A 15,501-nucleotide genomic window follows, 5' to 3' on the forward strand; every position below is an offset into this window, starting at 1 on the left:
CCCGGCACCTCACCGCGGAAGGGAACACCCTTCATGCCCCAGCCCAACCCTGCTGCCCGCACCTCGGACATCCACCTGCTCTTCGCGCACGAGCCCAACTGCCCCGGACCCGGAACCCAGGAGATCAACACCACCGTGGTCGCCGCCGGCACCCTGCTCCACCCGCGGTCCTCCAGCCGGACGGCACCCGGATCCACGACCTCCTCACCCAAGGACGGCAGCTTCGCGAGATCATCCCGCCGGCCACCCTCACCCACGAACTGAACGGAGGCGCCGACTGGCCGACGGCCGGCGACTGGGAACGTGTCACCGCCGACCTGGTGCACCTCGTGCAGACGCAGGGGTGCGACGCCCTCAGCCTCGGCCTTCCCGAAGTCGCCCGGGCCCTGATCTGCACCGGCCCCGACAGCCAGGTGCGGGCCTTCGACGCCGCGGCAGGGGAGTGCACCGTCTATGGACCGGACGACCGCGCCAAAGTCCTGACCGAGGTCGGCGTGTTCCTCACCGGCATCGCGACCGAGCGGCCCTTCTGGCCGGGCGACGGACTCCTGCCGCCGTGTCAGAGCGCCTGAGAAGGACGGGGGAGCAGGACGCCGAGCAAGCGGCCCGTTAGCCCGCTCCTCCCTGCAGGTTGGTGTCGGTGGTTCCGCTGCCGGGTGCTGTGCGGACGGAGAGGGAGTCTTCCTGCGGTCTTATGTCACCGTCACCGCTCTTTCTTGCGCCGATAACCATGCACATCGCCGGGAACACCGAAGCGCCCGCGGTGATGGAACCAATCAGGTCTTTCCGGGTGCGCTTGTCATCGCCCCCGGCCGGTGGGGTGATGCTCTGCAGTTGATCCCGGTGCTCGAACAGATGCGGTACCGAGGCCGGCGGGTGGATGTCCTCGTACACGGCCCGATCGCCTTGGGGCGGCAAGGCCTGTTCGTCGCTCCGCAACGGTCGCTATCTGGGGCGTTCACGAGTGCGGATGACCTACGGCGACACTCGGCCCTGAAGATCGCTTCCCGCGCAGGCGAAGATCATTCCCCAGTGGTGAGAGGAACGGGACCGGTTGTCCGGCGATCGGCCTCCGGCATGGTGCGCACAACTGGTTCCGTTCCTCTGCACCCCTCTTCCGGGTGACGGGGCCAGGGTTGGTTTCGAAGGGGGGATGACGGCAGAGTGAGGTCCGGCCGGACTCTGGGCCGTTGCGGGATGTCGTACCTTCGTGTCCACTGGCTCGAATGCGCGGGAGGGGTCCTCTTGTGGCAAGCCCCCTGGTCGAGACCAAGCTCTGCCATCCCCGGATGCGACGTGGTGTGGTGGCGCGCCCACGCCTGGGTGAGTTCCTGAGGCGCGGGTCGAGGTCGAGGATGACTCTCGTGTCGGCCCCGGCGGGCTTCGGCAAGACGACAGTGGTGGCCGAGTGGCTTCAGGGCGCGGCTGCCGGCCGGCGGATTGTGGCGTGGCTGTCTCTCGACGCACGCGACAGCCACCCCGCGTCATTCTGGACCTACGTGGTCACCGCCCTGCAGCGGGCCGCGTCCGGCGTGGGCGCCGGTGTCCTGCCGCTGCTGCAGTCGGCCCGGACACCGATCGAGACCGTCCTGGTCACCGTGGTCAATGAACTCGGTGCTCTGACGAACCCACTCGATCTGATCCTCGACGACTGTCACCTTGCCGACACTCCGGACGTTCAGGCGGGCATGACGTTCCTGCTCGAACACCTGCCGCCGCAGGTGTGCCTGGTGATCTGTACCCGCGCCGACCCGGCACTGCCGCTCGCTCGACTGCGAGCCTGCGGCGAGTTGGTCGAGCTGCGCGCCGCCGACCTCCGCTTCACTCCCGACGAGGTGGCGGCCTACCTCGACGAGGCCGTCGGACCCAACCTGATCGCAGCGGACATCGAGGCGCTGGAGCAACGCACCGAGGGCTGGATCGCCGCACTCCGGTTGGCGGCGCTCTCACTCCAAGGGCGCGAGGACGTCTCGGACTTCGTCGCCGGCTTCGCCGGCGACGACCGGTACGTCGTCGACTACCTGGTCGAAGAGGTCCTGGGACGCCAAAGCGGTGACGTGCGCGGCTTCCTGCTCCAGACGTCCGTGCTGGGCCGCCTCCACGGCCCGCTGTGCGACGCCGTCACCGGACGCCGAGACGGCAGGGCCATGCTCGATGCCCTCGACCGGGCCAATCTGTTCGTCGTCCGGCTCGACGACAGGCGCCACTGGTACCGCTATCACCATCTCTTCGCGGACGTCCTTCGCACGCATCTGGCCGACGAGCGCTCCAGCGGGGTCGCGAGCCTGCACCGCCGGGCCAGCCAGTGGTACGCCGACGCCGGCGAGCCGGTGCCGGCGGTCAGTCACGCGCTTGAGTCGGGAGAGGTCGACCGGGCAGCCGACCTCGTCGAGCGTGCGATCCCGGTCTTGCAGGGAGACAGGCAGGAAGCCACCATCTGCGGCTGGGTCAAGGACCTTCCGGACGGCATCGTGCGGGTCCGCCCTGTGCTCGCCCTGGGCCTGGTCGGCGCGCTCATGACTCGCGGCGAGTTCGAGGGCGTCGAGGACCGTCTACTGGAAATCGAGCGGCTCCTCGCCGGCCGTGGGCGAGAGGGACCGGCCGCCGAGGTGGTCGTGGTCGATCGGGGCGCGCTGGCCCGGCTGCCCGGCGCGATCGAGATGTACCGCTCCGCCCTCGCGCTGGTGCAGGGTGACCCGTCCGCAATCGTCACCCATGCGGACCGGGCCATCGACCGTGCGGCCGCGGACGATCAGGTGGTCCGGGGCGCGGTATCGGCTTTGTCGGGGCTTGCCGGCTGGGGCGGCGGTGACCTGGACGCCGCCCACGCGGCCTACTCCGCCGCCGTCGAAGGTCTGCGACGGGCAGGGTATGTCGCGGATGTCCTGGGATGCTCGATCGCGCTGGCCGGCATCCGCATCACCCAGGGCCGGCTGGCCGACGTGCAGCGCACCTACGAGTGGGCGCTGCGGCTGGCCTCCGAGGAACCGGGCACCCTGCGGGGCGCACCGGACATGCATGTCGGGCTGAGTCAGATCGCCTGGGAAGGAGGAGACTCCGCGGCCGCGACCAGACATCTGCGGCGAGCGCGGGAACTCGGTGAGTCTGCAGGGCTGGCGCAGCACCCCTACCGGTGGCGGGTCGCGAAGGCATGCATCCTGCACGGCGAGGGTGATCGGGCCGGTGCCCTGGACCTCCTCGAGGAAGCGGAGCACGTCCACCTCACCGACTTCTCCCCGAGTGTACGACCGGTCCCGGCCACCCGCGTACGGCTGCAGGTCACCCACGGCAGTCTGGGCGAGGCCCTCGACTGGGCCCGCCGACAGGGTCTGACCACTGACGACGAGCTGTCTTATGTACGCGAGTACGAGTACATCACCCTGGTTCGGATCCTGCTCGGCGCACACGCGGCCGACGGCTCCGGATCCGCGCTCAGCGCCGCCGCTCCGTTCCTCCAACGGCTCCTCGAGGCGGCCGAGTCCGGTGGACGCACGGGCAGTGCCATCGAGATCCTCGTACTGCAGGCACTGGCCCACAACGCCCACGGCGATGCCCCCACCGCCCTCGCCGGCCTGGAGCGGGCCCTGATGCCGGCCGAACCGCAAGGCCACGTCCGCGTCTTCGCTGACGAGGGTCCGCCGATCGCCGCGCTTCTCAGAACCCTCGTGGGACAACGGCCCCCCCTGGGCATACCTGCGCCGGCTCCTGGATGCGGCCACACAGATCGGTGGCTCCACCGGCGGGGAAACGGCAGCGCCCTCCGCGGCCACGCGGCGGGAGCTCGTTGAGCCGTTGAGCGACCGCGAGCTGGAGGTATTCCGGCTACTGGCCGGCGACCTCGACGGCCCGGACATCGCCCGTCAGCTCCGTGTGTCGGTGAACACCCTGCGCACGCACACCAGACACATCTACACCAAGCTCGGAGTCAACAGCCGGCGGGCCGCGGTGCGTCTGGCCGGACGCCTCAACCTCATCTCCCGCCCACCCGGCCGATGAGAGAAGGGCTCTTGGTGGCCCGGCTCTTGAGGGCCCGGCCGCAAAATCACCACCCTGGTCATCACATGTGGTGATGCCCGCTCACCACAGTGCTTGCGACCTTGCAGTCGACTTTCCGGCAGGCACGGCACAAGGAGCGTCATGACCACCCCGACGGCCGGCTCTCAGGGCCGTCGTCCCAGCTGGTACGAGATCCGCCTTCAGGGCCGCCTCGACCCGCGGTGGGCGACCTGGTTCGACGGCATGACCCTCACCGCCGGCAGCGACGGGACAACCCTCCTGCAGGGCCCCGTCGTGGACCAGGCGGCACTTCACGGCCTGCTGCAAAGGCTGCGCGACGTCGGTCTCCCCCTGGTCTCGGTCGCCCGGGTGGAGACCGGCCCACGGGAGAACGAACCGACGACGCCCCGACCCCGCACACCCGAGAACCCGGAACCCGGAGACTGACATGGCCACCTCCATCCGAAGGTCCGCAACCACGCAGGCGCAGACCGACTGGACGAGGAGCCACGCCCGCGCGGCAGGAGCGCTCTACCTGATCACTTTCGTGGCCTCCGTCCCCGCACTGCTGCTGATCGCCCCTGTCCTGGACCACGCCGACTACATCGTCGGCGCCGGCGCCGGCACCCGCGTGCTGTGGGGTTGTCTCCTCGACGTGGTGACCGCCCTGGCCTGCATCGGCACCGCCGTCGCGGTCTTCCCTGTCGTCAGACGTACGAACGAGGCACTGGCATTGGGTTTCGTCACCTCGCGCCTGGTCGAGGCCGGGATCATCCTGATCGGTGTGGTGAGCCTGCTGTCCGTGGTGACCCTGCGCCGTGTCCTCACCGGCACGATGGGCGAGGACGCGGCGACACACCACCGGACGGGCGCTCGTGACCGTCCGCGACTGGACGTTCCTGCTCGGCCCCGGCCTCATGCCCGTCATCAACGCGCTGCTGTTCGGCACGCTGCTGTACCGGTCCCGGCTGGTGCCACGCTTCATCCCCGCCATGGGCCTCATCGGAGCACCTCTGCTCCTGACGGCCGGCATCGCGACCTTCTTCGGCCACAACGACCAGCTCTCCGCGTGGTCGCTCCTCGCGACCCTGCCCATCGCCGCCTGGGAACTCTCTGTCGGCACCTACATGCTCGTCAAGGGCTTCAGGTCCCCGGCCGTCACCGCCGAACAAGCGCGAACAGACCCCGGAAACGGCGGAGATCCCGCGCGATCATCATGATCGCCGGGATCTCGTCGACCGGCCTTGAGCCAACTTCAAGAACGGCCGTATCTGCGGCATCGTCAGATCAGACACACCATTCCCGCGCCCAGGGACCAGCGGGCCAACCCTCGGTGCCGAGGAAGCAAGGGCGGGCCGTCCGACCGGGTTCGACACAGAGATCTACCGCCGGAGCAGCGAGGTGGAGCGGACGATCGATCGACTGAAGATGTTCCGTGCGGTCGCGACCCGCTACGACAAGAGGGCCTACGTCTTCCCCGGGACGGTCACCGTCGCCTCGATCCGGCTCTGGCTGTGCCGGTGGAGATTGCTTGCTCCTACTCCGACAGGCGTTCGGCGTCGTCCGGGACCCAGGGGAAGGGCACGTCGGGCCACCGTGTGGCGGCCCATGCGTCGAGATCGACGGCGAGAGGGGCGTCGAGGAAAACCTGAGGCGGCCGGTGGCCGTGAACGGTGATGTCGTGCGTGATCAGGAACGGGGCGGCGTAGGCGATGCCGACCTCGGCCGGGATCCGTATCTCGCCGTTTTCTTCTGGGGCCCCTGCCCCAGGACACAGGTCGCACTCGTGGACGCCGGGGCAGACGTTCATCCACTGGGCCTGCTGGACGGCCTGCAGCTTCTCCGCGAAGCCCGTAGGTACAGACCCTGTCGAGTACGGCTTGCCGGCTTCCGGCCATCCCGCGTTCAGGCGGATGCCTCAGGGCGGTGCCAGAGCTCGTAGAACGACTCCCTGTCCCCGAAGGCGTCCTTGTCCTGGTACGTGTACTGACTGAGATCTTCGTGGAACACCCGTACATCATCGCCGCACACTGCGTTGACGCCCACGCAAGTCCACGAACCGTCGGACACGACCGACCCAGGGCGCTGAGCAGCCGCCGGAGGCTCTCAGCTTCTCCTTCCGCGACCTTGCGGGCCCGCCCAGGCGGCCGCCTGCGCGGTCAGTGCTCGATTTCGGCGGAGTTTGTTGAGGAGTTGAGGAGGGTGATTCCGGCGGTGGTGAGGGTGTGGAGGACGGTGTTGCGGTGGCGGCTGGCGGTGGTCAGGCCAGGGTTCCGCAGGGTAGTGGCGTGTTCGCTGGCGCTGGCTGGGGAGATGCCGGCGTGGTGGGCGGGTTCGGTGGTGGTACAGCCCGCGTGGTCTGCAATCGCGCAGAGCACGGTGGCGCGCGTGCGGCCCAGGATCGCGGCCAGGGACTGTGGCACGCTGGTCAGCGCCGCAGCGGTGACGACGGGCGCTGTGATGGCCACGTGTTCGTCATGGCGGACGGGGAAGGTGATCCAGCTGGGGCTCGGCACCGGGGTTGATCAGCGGGTAGCGAGAACCGAAGAGCGAGGGGATGAGCAGGAGCCCGCGCCCGCCGGGGTGGATGTCGCTGCTGAGACCGGAGGCCGCCGTGTCGAGTTCCAGGACGGGAGGGTTCCATCGGATGTGGCCAGGGCTGAGCCGGTTCAGAAGCCCCTCGGTACTGCCTTCTGCCAGGTGCCGTAAACGCAGGGCCCGGTCGGCGTGGGCGAGCCGGATGATCTGGGGCCAGTGCGGTGCGATCACCTGGTCATGGGCATGGACCAGAGTGTTGGCAACATGCTGGAAGAGTCCGGGCTCCTGGCCCAGTCGGCTTGTCCATAGGGGAATCCGCTGCTGGAGTTCAGCCCACTGCTGCGTATCTCTTCGGAGGCAGGCATTCGGGGTTCGACGTACCGCCTCGAACAGACTCGCCGCTCTGGCGGCGGGGCGTGGTGGCGAGCCACGCCATGCCGGCCATCGTGCGACACCCGGCCGCAAGGGACCAGCGACCGGTAACCGGATGCCGCGTCTGTGGGGCGGTGGGCTGCTGTGCGCTCACCACCGTTTTCTATTTGGTGCGTTGGGCGGCCTGCTCGAGGATCCGCCGGCGCGTCCACCGCCGGCGCCCGCCGTTCTCCGTGAGCGCGTCGGGGGTCTCCAGCAGGGGCAGGTTGCCCTGGGACAGGCTGCTGGAGAAGGAGTTGACGCTCTTGAACTTCAGCAGCGCCGCGGCCTGCGTCGCTCCGAGGAGTTCGTCGGGGTCGCCGTCGACGGGGACGTCGGGCAGTGCGGGGGCGGTGCGCTTGGCGCCGGCGTGCTTGCCGCGGCCGGGCCGGGTGGCCATCCAGTCCAGCAGGGTCTGCACGCGCCACTGCTGCCGGCGGTAGGGGTTTTCGGCGGTGCCCAGCTCTTCGACGACGTCCGGGGCGGGGAAGTACCCGGGGTGGTCGCGGACGAAGGTGGTGACCTGGTTGGGGTTCTTGTAGCCCAGGAACCTCGAGGCCTCCGCCGCGTTCAGCAGGTCCTGCGGGTCACGGGAGGGCGGCGTGTGCTCGCGCAGTCGCGCCGGCGTGCGGTGGGCGAACCACTCGGTGACCTTCGCGTGGTCCCACAGGCGGGCGCGGCCGCGCATACCGGCGACTTCGGGGAACGGCACGCCGGCCGCGTTTTCGGCGCGCTCGGTATAGAGGCCGCTGATCCGTGCGGGCGTCAGGCCCTGTTCAGCCGCGATCTCGGCAGCGTCGGCCAGGCGAGGCTCACGGCGCGAGGTCATGGCAGAACCGTCCGTCCTGTCGGAGGCGGGCCGGCCTGCCCGGCTCGAAACTCACATAATGGCAGGAGTTTGGGGCGGGGGTCCAGTGCGCTGCCCAGGTTTTCCCGGGCGGTGCGGGTGCGGGGAAGAGGTCAGTCCTCCGGGATCAGGCACACGCCGCGGCGGGCCGCGTCCTCGGCCATCTCCGTGTAGGCCAGGGCCGCCGGCGTCATCTCCCACTCGGCCAGGGCGAGCAGCACGAGCGGCTCGTCTCGGTCCTGAGATACGTCGGACGGCATGCCGGCCGCGGTCGCGGCTGCCGCCACATCCCCGGGGGACAGCCCGGCGAAGCGAGCCGCCACCGTGTCGCGCAGGTCCTGGAAACCCTGCTGGTACGGCTCGCTCGCTTCGCGCAGGTGCAGGACCAGGTCCTCTTCGTGGCTGGCCGGTGCGGCCGCGGCGAGGTCGAGGAGTCGCTGGGTGGTCGTCGTCATCATCTGCAGTATGCCTTTCACGAAGAGATCAGGGGTGTCCGGAAGTGCCAGCGGAGAGCGGCACAGCCGTCGCACAGAACGCGAGCGTCGCGGCGTGCCGGGTCGGGCTCCTTGCGGGGTTCCTTCTGCAGGGCCGCCCGGACCTGCTTCTGCAGGGCGGTGAACTCCCGGCCGTTGTCCGGGCAGACGATGCCGGGGTGGGGCGCCGCGCAGGTCGCGGCGTGCCGGATCAGGTCGATGATGCGCCAGTCGGGGCGCAAGCGGTCGCCCCGCACTTGCTCGACGTCGGCGTACAGGTGGGCCAGCCGCGGGCGCCGGCCGACGGAGAGCAGCAGATCGGGCAGGGACACGAATCCGCACAGTGCGCAGGAGCAGCTTTTCCGAACTAACGAAGTGCCGGTGGGGCGCGGTGCTCTGAGACGCTGGCCGAGGGTCGGGCGGTCGCGGTCAGGTAGGTTCTGGCCATGGTTGGTGACTGGCGGATGGACCGGATCGGTAGTGCTCTGCGAGGTGAGAACCCGGCTGTGTTGCGCCGCTTGGATGCGGGGTTCGCAGTGATCGGCGATGTGCAGTTCCTGCCGGGCTACTCGGTGCTCCTGGTGGACGACCCGCGGGTGGAGAGACTGTCGGATCTGCCCAGGGCCAGACGGATGTCGTTCCTGTCCGACATGGACCAGCTCGGCGAGGCAGTCGAGCGAGTATCCCGTCGCATGGACGCAGCCTTCCGGCGAGTCAATCTTGAGATCCTGGGCAACACCGATGGATTCCTGCATGCGCACATTTGGCCGCGATTCGGGTGGGAGCCAACCGACTTGGTCGGCAAGCCGGTGTGGCTCTATCCCCGCGACAGATGGACCGACGAGCAGTTCGCACTCGGTCCGCAGCACGACCCACTGCGCAAGGCAATCGAGGATGAGCTGGACCATCTTCGCTCGGTGCGCTGAAGGCGGGCCGGCGCGGGTTATCGAGGTCATCGGTCTTCTCCATGGATGATCGGCATGCCCAGGGAGACCGGGGTGCGGTTGCGGTTGCGGTTACGGGCGAGGCGGTCGAGCGAGGCGAGCTTGTTCCGCGCGGCTTCGAGGCTGATCTGGAGTCCTTGGACCTCGCCGAGCCAGCCGTTGACGCGGGCCTCCTCGATGCGGTCACCGAGGTTGCGGATGATCTCTTCCAGCCGTCGCCGCTGCTGTGGGTCGACGCGGAGCATCGGGCACCGGACGCAGGCATGCTCGTGTGCGCAGGGGGTGCCGTAGGGACGCCCGCAGGTGCCCAGTTCGACTTTCCGCAACTCGAAGTGCTTCTGGAACTCGTCCCACTCCTGCTCGGTGGGTTCTCGGTATTCCGCGGCGGGGCGGTCAGCGCGCCGGGTGTCGAGGAATGCCCGGTAGGACCTGATCAGCTCCTCTTGGAAGACCGCGAGGTATGCCTGGGTGGTGTTCAGACTGTGGTGACCGAGGATCTTCGCGGCGATGTGGACGGGCAGGCCGCCGGTGACAGCGTCTGTGACGAACATCCTGCGGAAGTCGTGCGGGGTGTATCGCAGCGGCTGGCCGGCCCGGTCGGTGAGTCCGGACCGTTCCAGCGTGTCGTTGAGGAGTCTGTTGACGACTCGGGTGCTGATGATCTCCCTGCGCCATCCGTTCTTGCGCTGGAACAGGTGCGGCAGCATTGGGCCGGTCACGCGTTCGTGTGGGTCGTAGCGGGCCGCGAGAGGGACGCGGCCGTCGTCTCCCCTGATCCGGCAGACCACGGTGGCCAGCACGCTGGCTAGTTCCGGGGTGACGAGGAGCAGTCGCTCCTCGTTGCTCTTGGACGGCACGATCTGCAGCAGGGGAACGACCTCGCCGGTGCCGGGCAGGCGGTAGGAGACCAAGGCCAGGTGTGTCAGCTCCAGCAGTTCCTCGACGCGGACGCCGGTGTGCCTCAGCGTCTCGATGATCGCCCAGGCCCAGAACGCGTCTTCTTCAGCGCGCAGCAATTCGATACGTTCGCCGCTGTCTTCGTCCGTGACGAGGACGGCGTCCGGACCGTGCTGGGTTGCGCTGCGGGTGTCCCACCGGTATCGGGTCCGGCGGTAGGTTCTCCCGGCGTGCTCGAAGGTCTCGCCGATGGGCGTCTGGCGGGCGGCAGCCAGCAGTGTGGCCTGGTCGTCGCGGTGCGTTTCTGCCGTGTCGACCAGCACGGGCAGGTGGGGCAGGCGCTCGCGGATGCGCTGGTGCACTTCCGCCGTCCGCGCGCGGTTGCGCTTGGAGACGCCTTCGAGTTCGCTGCGGCGGATCGGGCAGCGGACCGCCCACGGTGCCCAGGATGGGTCTTCATGTGCCCACTCCTGGATGTCGAGGTATAGCGTTCGGACCCGGCCCAGGACCTCCAGGCGTCCCTTGCGGGGCCTTTTCGGCCCTCGTTTGCCGGAGGTGAAAGCGAGCCGGTCTTTCCAGGCGTCGGCGACTTCCGTGGGCAGGTCGAGGCTGTCGATGCCAGGGTGGTGTTGTTCGATGTCGGCCCAGAACGTGCCGGCCAAGGTGCTGGTGAGCTGGCGGAAGCTGCTGAAGTCCATTCCGGGGCGCCGCTCGTTGAGGTAGTGAACCAGCATGTCGCGGACCGGTGCGGACTGGATCCCGTGCTGGGCGACCAGTTCCTGGGTCGTGAGCTGGCCCAGCCGGATGGAGGCGCGCAGACTCTTGTCCGTGTCGAGGACGCCGATGTCGCGCAGTACGTCCCAGGCTCCGTGCAGGCCGCTCTTGTGCCGGTGGTAGCGGCTGATGTTCCAGGCGCGGAACTCCAGCACGTCGTCTGTAGTGATCTGGTGGAGATCCTTGCCGGTGTGGAGCACGATCTTGGACAGAGCGGTGAGGACTTCCGCGACCTGGCGTCCGGCCATGCCCCGGGCGCCGGCGGCTTCCTCTGCGCGGGTGAAGGTCTCGACGGACAGCTCCCTGCGCACGTCGGTGAACAGGCGGACGGCGCCGTAGCCGACCAGGAAGTCGTAGCTGGGCAGCACCAGGCGACACAGCAGGAGGGCGGCGAGGCCGCTGGTGACCTCGTTGCGGAAGTTCTTTTCTGAGCGCCCTTCGGTCGCGGCGGCGTCAGCAACCCAGCTCAACGGCCCCGGGTCGGCTTCGCAGGACTCCCATCGCTCCTGCCACCCGTCGCCGGGCCGCTGCGTCAGCCACTCCAGCATGCGTTCGGCAGCGCGCAGTCGCGCGCGTACCTCAGCAGCGGGCAGGTCGGCCCAAGTGCGCAGCTGGGACAGCCTGTGCAGCACCTCTCGGCTGGACAGGCTGTCGATCGGCCCGACGCGTCGGCGGGCCGGACCCCTTTGCTGGGCTCCGATGAAGGCGGGGAAGCGTTTTTCCTGCGAGGGCTGGGCGGGCGTGCTGGTCGTGGTGGTCATCGCGGTACTTCTCCGAAGAGCACGGCCAGGTCCGCGGCGTCGTAGCCGCGGGCCGGGGCGGGGACGGGGTTGAGTGCGGGTTGTTGGGTCTGCTTAAGGTCCAACAGGTGCTGGTGCACCCGGCGGATGACTTCCTCGGGCTCCTCTTCGAGGTAGAGCTGCGTGGTCGAGAGGTGGGCGTGGCCGAGGATGGTCTGGATGTCGCGGAGCGAAAGATTGCGGTCGCGGAGCATCCTGCGGGCGCAGGTGTGCCGCAGGTCGTGCATCGTCCAGTTCGTGCCAAGGGCATCGTTGACCCGGCGCAAGACGGCCCGGAGCGCGTCGTAGTTCAGCGGCTGCCGGGCCGGTGGGCCATCGCCGCGGCGCCGTCGCCGCAGGGTCCACCAGACCGGGTCGCTCGGCGCCAACGGGCCGATGCTGTCGAGGTAAAGTCGCAGCCAGACGAAGGCGTCGTTGCTGGCTGGCAGCCACTGTTCGGCTCCCGTTCCCTTGCGCCTGACCCGGACGAGCTGATCCCCCCAGTCGAGGTCGCCGCAGCGGATGCCGAGAACCTCGGCGGCGCGGCTGGCGTTGCTGATGACCAGCGAGGCCAGGGCCCGGTCACGGTCCGAGCGCAGAGCCGCGAACAAGGCGTCCCACTGCTCATCGGGCATCGCTCGCGGACGACGCTTGGGAACAGGCGGGTTATAGCGCAACCGGCCTTCAGGCCGGAAAGGCTCCAGCGGGTTGTGGTGCGCGTTCGGCCGACGTCCCCCGCGACGTTCCTGAGGCACCGGGTTGACCAGCGGCCCAGCTCCCCGCTCGATCCAGAACTCGTAGAAGCTGCGGATCACCGCGTTGCTGTGACGGATCGTGCGGACGGCGTACTGGTCTCCCGGGTGCTGCTTACGCGTGATCGGGTTGATCGTGCCGGCCGTAGCGGCCGTCTTCTTCCTGGGCGTATGGCGCGGTTTCGTGGTGCGTTGCAGCCACAGCACGAACTCGCGCACCTCCGCCGAGGTCACCTTGTCCCATTCGACGTCGACAACCTGGAGCCACCGCCACCACCGCAACAGGTCGTAGGCATAGCTCCGGACGCTTCCAGCACGGCGGCCCTGGGCGACGAAGTCACGCAGGTACCGGCGCACCGGCTCGATCGGCCGGCCGTCGGCGTCCTGTACTGCGTACGGCACCACACCGTCGGTCTCCACCACCCGCCCCCACCGCGGGAGCCGGATCGCGTCGACATCGCGTTCCACATCGTTCGGCATCGCCACGCAGATCCCTCCATTCGGGTTGCGTGACTTCCTACCGATGCAGCAGGACGGATCGACCACGACACGCGCGTGTCGCTGCCCGTAGTCCGGTCAACATGTCGGGAGCTGCCCATCCAGTCGCCGGCCCCGGGCACCGAGTCGTACGTCCGGCAGTACGGCACGGGAGCGCTGGCGTGCCACTCCTTGACCGCGGCGGTGGACCAGTCCTTGACCGGCAGCCACTCGTCGACGACCCGGGCACTGTTGGCCTGCACCGTCCGGAAGGCCGGACGCCTCCTGCGGTCAGGTCCCTCCTCACTGCGCAGGCCCATGACCTTCAAGATCCGCACGGGGCAGCCCAACTCGCGGTGCAGGCGGCTGATCATCGGCGTCCAGGCGCTGGAGACGACCCCCGGTCTTGGCGTGGTTGCGGCGGTAGGGGTTGCCCATGCGCGGGAAACGCCCGTACGCCGCGATCTCGGTGAGGAGGCTGCGCGGCATCTGGGTTCCGTCCGGGCCGGGCATCGTGCGGGTGACCCCCGGGTGGCGGACGCCCTCGAAGGTGACCGGCGGCCACTCCAGGACGCATTCCGCTGCGGCTGCGCCCGACGTCGTGAAGACTGAGTGAAGTTCCTGTGCGGCGCGCGGTGTTGCCCACGGGAACCCTCCGTGCGCGACGTGACAGAGCACCACCACAGTGCCATTCCGGGGAAGTCCACGAGACGAGGAATTCGCGTCATGAGCATCGGCATCAGAGCCCTGCGGTCCGCGGGCGCCGCCACCGTCACCCTGGCCACCGTCTGTACCCTCACGCTGGCCACGGTCGGCAGCGCGTCGGCCGACACCGGCCCGACGGCCAACGCGGCCGCCGACCTGCCCCTCCCGCCCGGCGCCACCTCGAGCTACCCCGCCGCAATCAACGGCAGCGGGGTGATCGTCGGCTACACCGAGGGTCCCAACAACCAGATGTCTCCGACCCGTTGGAACCCGGACCTCAGCCCCACGACACTCCCGCTGCTGCCCGGGGACCCGATGGGCTATGCCGAGGCCGTCAGCGACGACGGCACCGCCGCCGGCTGGTCGGGGAGCCACACGGTGCGCTGGGCGCCCGACGGCACGGTCACCCAACTGCAGCCGCTGCCCGGCGACACCTGGACCGTCTTCCGCGCGATGAGCCGCACCGGTATCGCGGTGGGAGAGTCCGCGCTCGGCGGGACCTACCACGCAGTGAAGTGGCGCCCGGACGGCCAGGCCGTCCAGCTCGCTCCGCTCAACGGTGACACCCTCACCTTCGCCCTCTCGGTCAACAGCTCGGGCACGGTCGCCGGTGTGTCTTTCTCGGACTACAACGCCTATCACCCCGTGAAGTGGAACCCGGACGGCACTCCCGTCCCGCTCGACCCGACCTCGGCCTACTCCACCGCATGGGTCGTCCAGGTCAACGACGCCGGCACCGTGCTCGCGCGGGGGGCCGTGCCGACCGGTGGCACGAGGAACCAGTCCCGCTCCGTGACCTGGGGCGCCAACGGCACCGTCACGGACCTGGGCCCGCACTCCAACGCGAACGCCATCAACGCTTCGGGTGCCGTCGTCGGTTGGCAGCTCGGAGCGGACGACATCGACTACACCGCCACGAGTTGGAGCCCCGACGGCACCGCCACGGCGATCGGCTCCGCGTACGAGTACACCACGGCCGTCGCCGTCAACGACGCCGGTGTCTCCGTCGGGTACACCGGGGTCAAGGTCCCGTCCGATCAGCACCGCTTCGCCCTCCGCTACGAGGCCGACGGGAGCCTGACCGAACTGAACGTGACACCGGACGGCAGCAACTCCTACGCCACGTCCATCAACAACGCCGGCGTGGCCGTCGGCGTCCGGATCGCCTTCCCGACACCGGGAAGCTCCACGAGCACTGCGGTGATCTGGCGGCCGTAGCCCCGCCCGCCCGTCCGGGGCCCGCCCATGCGGGGCGGACCCCCCCGGCAGACGGCGGTGCCGGATTCGGTGAAGCGGCATTCGGCGTCGCTGGTGACGGTGCCGGACACGTGCGTGATCGACGGGGCATGCGAGAACACCTCATATCTCAAATAATAGTGTGCTTTGGTGTGGAGTCAATCCCCCTCGCCCACCGCATCCGGCGGACCAGTCGACGCAGCCACCCTCCGGCCTGCGCCCGCTCCAGCACGGCACCCGCGCTGAACACCGTGGAGCTCCCGACTTCCACGTGCAGCGGCACCGTCGCGTCGGACCGGATCAGTGGCTCGGCGGTGTCGAGATGCACCGACACCCGTACGGCCTGCATGTCGGCGTCCGGGCAGGCGAAGACCAGGACTCCGGCGACCTCGGTGCACGGCAGGCCTTCGCCGTCGGGGCCGGCCATCGGGTGGAAGACGGCCGAGCTGTTGACCTCGGCGCACACCTCCTCGTCAGGGAAGCGGAAGCCGTCCGGAGCGGCCGGGGTCCGCACCAGCCGGCCGATGTCCTCGGCGTGCAGCGAGTAGTGCTCGCCGGCGCGTTCCGCCTCCGGCCCGTGGTGCAGGTCGACGGCCTCACGGTCGCTCACGGGCGGGCAGTCCGGGATGCCGTCGTCCCAGCGCACGTTGTCCCAGCTGCTGCGCACGTGCT

Annotated in this window: 18 protein-coding genes and 2 pseudogenes; 10 read left to right on the forward strand and 10 right to left on the reverse strand. The window is 69.3% G+C overall.

Translation table 11 applies throughout. From position 1 onward, the window contains the following. The first annotated feature begins 33 nt into the window (after positions 1–33). Both ABT057_RS14290 and ABT057_RS14295 read left to right on the forward strand, forming a co-directional pair. The gene (locus ABT057_RS14290) at positions 34–264 is read left to right on the forward strand and encodes a hypothetical protein (RefSeq protein WP_352343119.1); all 231 of its coding nucleotides are present in this window, start codon (positions 34–36) and stop codon (positions 262–264) included. Positions 265–329: 65 nt separating this feature from the next. Beyond that, positions 330–572 (forward strand): hypothetical protein, encoded by a 243-nt coding sequence (locus ABT057_RS14295; RefSeq protein WP_352343121.1) that lies wholly within the window; start codon positions 330–332, stop codon positions 570–572. Between the two features lie 37 nt (positions 573–609). On the opposite strand, the gene ABT057_RS14300 is transcribed toward ABT057_RS14295, so the two are convergent. Next, on the reverse strand, positions 610–894 hold the full coding sequence (locus tag ABT057_RS14300) for a hypothetical protein (RefSeq protein WP_352343122.1): 285 nt from the start codon (positions 892–894) through the stop codon (positions 610–612). A gap of 461 nt (positions 895–1,355) precedes the next feature. On the opposite strand from ABT057_RS14300, the gene ABT057_RS14305 reads away from it, so the two are divergent. From ABT057_RS14305 to ABT057_RS14330, 6 genes and pseudogenes are all read left to right on the forward strand, one after another. After that, positions 1,356–3,788 (forward strand): winged helix-turn-helix domain-containing protein, encoded by a 2,433-nt coding sequence (locus ABT057_RS14305; RefSeq protein ID WP_352343124.1) that lies wholly within the window; start codon positions 1,356–1,358, stop codon positions 3,786–3,788. Positions 3,789–3,792: 4 nt separating this feature from the next. After that, positions 3,793–3,996: a LuxR C-terminal-related transcriptional regulator gene (locus ABT057_RS14310; protein ID WP_352343125.1), complete on the forward strand. Its 204-nt coding sequence runs from the start codon at positions 3,793–3,795 to the stop codon at positions 3,994–3,996. 141 nt (positions 3,997–4,137) lie between these two features. After that, positions 4,138–4,443: a DUF8691 family protein gene (locus ABT057_RS14315; RefSeq protein WP_352343127.1), complete on the forward strand. Its 306-nt coding sequence runs from the start codon at positions 4,138–4,140 to the stop codon at positions 4,441–4,443. 1 nt (position 4,444) lies between these two features. Beyond that, positions 4,445–4,813: pseudogene (locus ABT057_RS14320) on the forward strand (DUF4386 domain-containing protein); the annotation flags it as partial. 1 nt (position 4,814) lies between these two features. Next, the gene (locus ABT057_RS14325; protein ID WP_502973895.1) at positions 4,815–5,216 is read left to right on the forward strand and encodes a DUF4386 domain-containing protein; all 402 of its coding nucleotides are present in this window, start codon (positions 4,815–4,817) and stop codon (positions 5,214–5,216) included. A gap of 42 nt (positions 5,217–5,258) precedes the next feature. Then, a pseudogene (locus ABT057_RS14330) lies at positions 5,259–5,511 on the forward strand (IS5/IS1182 family transposase); the annotation flags it as partial. A gap of 22 nt (positions 5,512–5,533) precedes the next feature. Here ABT057_RS14330 and ABT057_RS14335 read toward each other — a convergent pair. The 6 genes from ABT057_RS14335 to ABT057_RS14360 form a co-directional block, all read right to left on the reverse strand. Next, positions 5,534–5,911, reverse strand: coding sequence for a DUF7919 family protein (locus ABT057_RS14335; RefSeq protein WP_502973900.1), 378 nt, complete (start codon positions 5,909–5,911; stop codon positions 5,534–5,536). A gap of 244 nt (positions 5,912–6,155) precedes the next feature. Further along, entirely contained in the window at positions 6,156–6,464 is a 309-nt protein-coding gene (locus ABT057_RS14340; protein WP_352343128.1) for a winged helix-turn-helix domain-containing protein, read from the reverse strand. Between the two features lie 7 nt (positions 6,465–6,471). Then, positions 6,472–6,765 carry a hypothetical protein gene (locus tag ABT057_RS14345; RefSeq protein ID WP_352343129.1) on the reverse strand — a complete coding sequence of 98 codons (294 nt, stop codon included), beginning with the start codon at positions 6,763–6,765 and terminating at the stop codon, positions 6,472–6,474. 304 nt (positions 6,766–7,069) lie between these two features. Further along, positions 7,070–7,774, reverse strand: a complete 705-nt coding sequence (locus ABT057_RS14350; protein WP_352343131.1) for a hypothetical protein — start codon at positions 7,772–7,774, stop codon at positions 7,070–7,072. 131 nt (positions 7,775–7,905) lie between these two features. Continuing rightward, a complete protein-coding gene (locus tag ABT057_RS14355) occupies positions 7,906–8,247 on the reverse strand; it encodes a hypothetical protein (protein WP_352343133.1) in 342 nt (113 codons plus the stop codon). Positions 8,248–8,264: 17 nt separating this feature from the next. Continuing rightward, entirely contained in the window at positions 8,265–8,597 is a 333-nt protein-coding gene (locus ABT057_RS14360; protein ID WP_352343134.1) for a hypothetical protein, read from the reverse strand. A gap of 114 nt (positions 8,598–8,711) precedes the next feature. Between ABT057_RS14360 and ABT057_RS14365 the strand changes: the two genes are divergently transcribed. Next, positions 8,712–9,191 (forward strand): HIT family protein, encoded by a 480-nt coding sequence (locus ABT057_RS14365; protein ID WP_352343135.1) that lies wholly within the window; start codon positions 8,712–8,714, stop codon positions 9,189–9,191. A 26-nt stretch (positions 9,192–9,217) separates the two neighbouring features. Here ABT057_RS14365 and ABT057_RS14370 read toward each other — a convergent pair whose 3' ends face one another. Together ABT057_RS14370 and ABT057_RS14375 are read right to left on the reverse strand one after the other, a co-directional pair. Continuing rightward, positions 9,218–11,641, reverse strand: coding sequence for a tyrosine-type recombinase/integrase (locus tag ABT057_RS14370; RefSeq protein WP_352343136.1), 2,424 nt, complete (start codon positions 11,639–11,641; stop codon positions 9,218–9,220). Next, positions 11,638–12,891, reverse strand: coding sequence for a tyrosine-type recombinase/integrase (locus ABT057_RS14375; RefSeq protein WP_352343169.1), 1,254 nt, complete (start codon positions 12,889–12,891; stop codon positions 11,638–11,640). Before ABT057_RS14375 ends, ABT057_RS14370 begins: the two co-directional genes overlap by 4 nt. Positions 12,892–13,614: 723 nt before the next feature. On the opposite strand from ABT057_RS14375, the gene ABT057_RS14380 reads away from it, so the two are divergent. Next, a complete protein-coding gene (locus ABT057_RS14380; RefSeq protein WP_352343138.1) occupies positions 13,615–14,811 on the forward strand; it encodes a hypothetical protein in 1,197 nt (398 codons plus the stop codon). 148 nt (positions 14,812–14,959) lie between these two features. Here ABT057_RS14380 and ABT057_RS14385 read toward each other — a convergent pair whose 3' ends face one another. Next, positions 14,960–15,496 carry a hypothetical protein gene (locus ABT057_RS14385; protein ID WP_352343140.1) on the reverse strand — a complete coding sequence of 179 codons (537 nt, stop codon included), beginning with the start codon at positions 15,494–15,496 and terminating at the stop codon, positions 14,960–14,962. Between the last annotated feature and the right edge of the window lie 5 nt (positions 15,497–15,501).

Source organism: Streptomyces sp. NPDC002588 (assembly GCF_040295925.1).
Classification (GTDB): Bacteria; Actinomycetota; Actinomycetes; order Streptomycetales; family Streptomycetaceae; genus Streptomyces.

What these genes read in the sequence shown, in the direction of transcription:
- ABT057_RS14290 (WP_352343119.1), top strand. Translation starts at nt 34, where the DNA reads ATGCCCCAGCCCAACCCTGCTGCCCGCACCTCGGACATCCACCTGCTC.
- ABT057_RS14350 (WP_352343131.1), bottom strand. Translation starts at nt 7,774, where the DNA reads ATGACCTCGCGCCGTGAGCCTCGCCTGGCCGACGCTGCCGAGATCGCG.
- ABT057_RS14370 (WP_352343136.1), bottom strand. Translation starts at nt 11,641, where the DNA reads ATGACCACCACGACCAGCACGCCCGCCCAGCCCTCGCAGGAAAAACGC.
- ABT057_RS14380 (WP_352343138.1), top strand. Translation starts at nt 13,615, where the DNA reads ATGAGCATCGGCATCAGAGCCCTGCGGTCCGCGGGCGCCGCCACCGTC.
- ABT057_RS14315 (WP_352343127.1), top strand. Translation starts at nt 4,138, where the DNA reads ATGACCACCCCGACGGCCGGCTCTCAGGGCCGTCGTCCCAGCTGGTAC.
- ABT057_RS14355 (WP_352343133.1), bottom strand. Translation starts at nt 8,247, where the DNA reads ATGACGACGACCACCCAGCGACTCCTCGACCTCGCCGCGGCCGCACCG.
- ABT057_RS14365 (WP_352343135.1), top strand. Translation starts at nt 8,712, where the DNA reads ATGGTTGGTGACTGGCGGATGGACCGGATCGGTAGTGCTCTGCGAGGT.
- ABT057_RS14375 (WP_352343169.1), bottom strand. Translation starts at nt 12,891, where the DNA reads ATGCCGAACGATGTGGAACGCGATGTCGACGCGATCCGGCTCCCGCGG.
- ABT057_RS14305 (WP_352343124.1), top strand. Translation starts at nt 1,356, where the DNA reads ATGACTCTCGTGTCGGCCCCGGCGGGCTTCGGCAAGACGACAGTGGTG.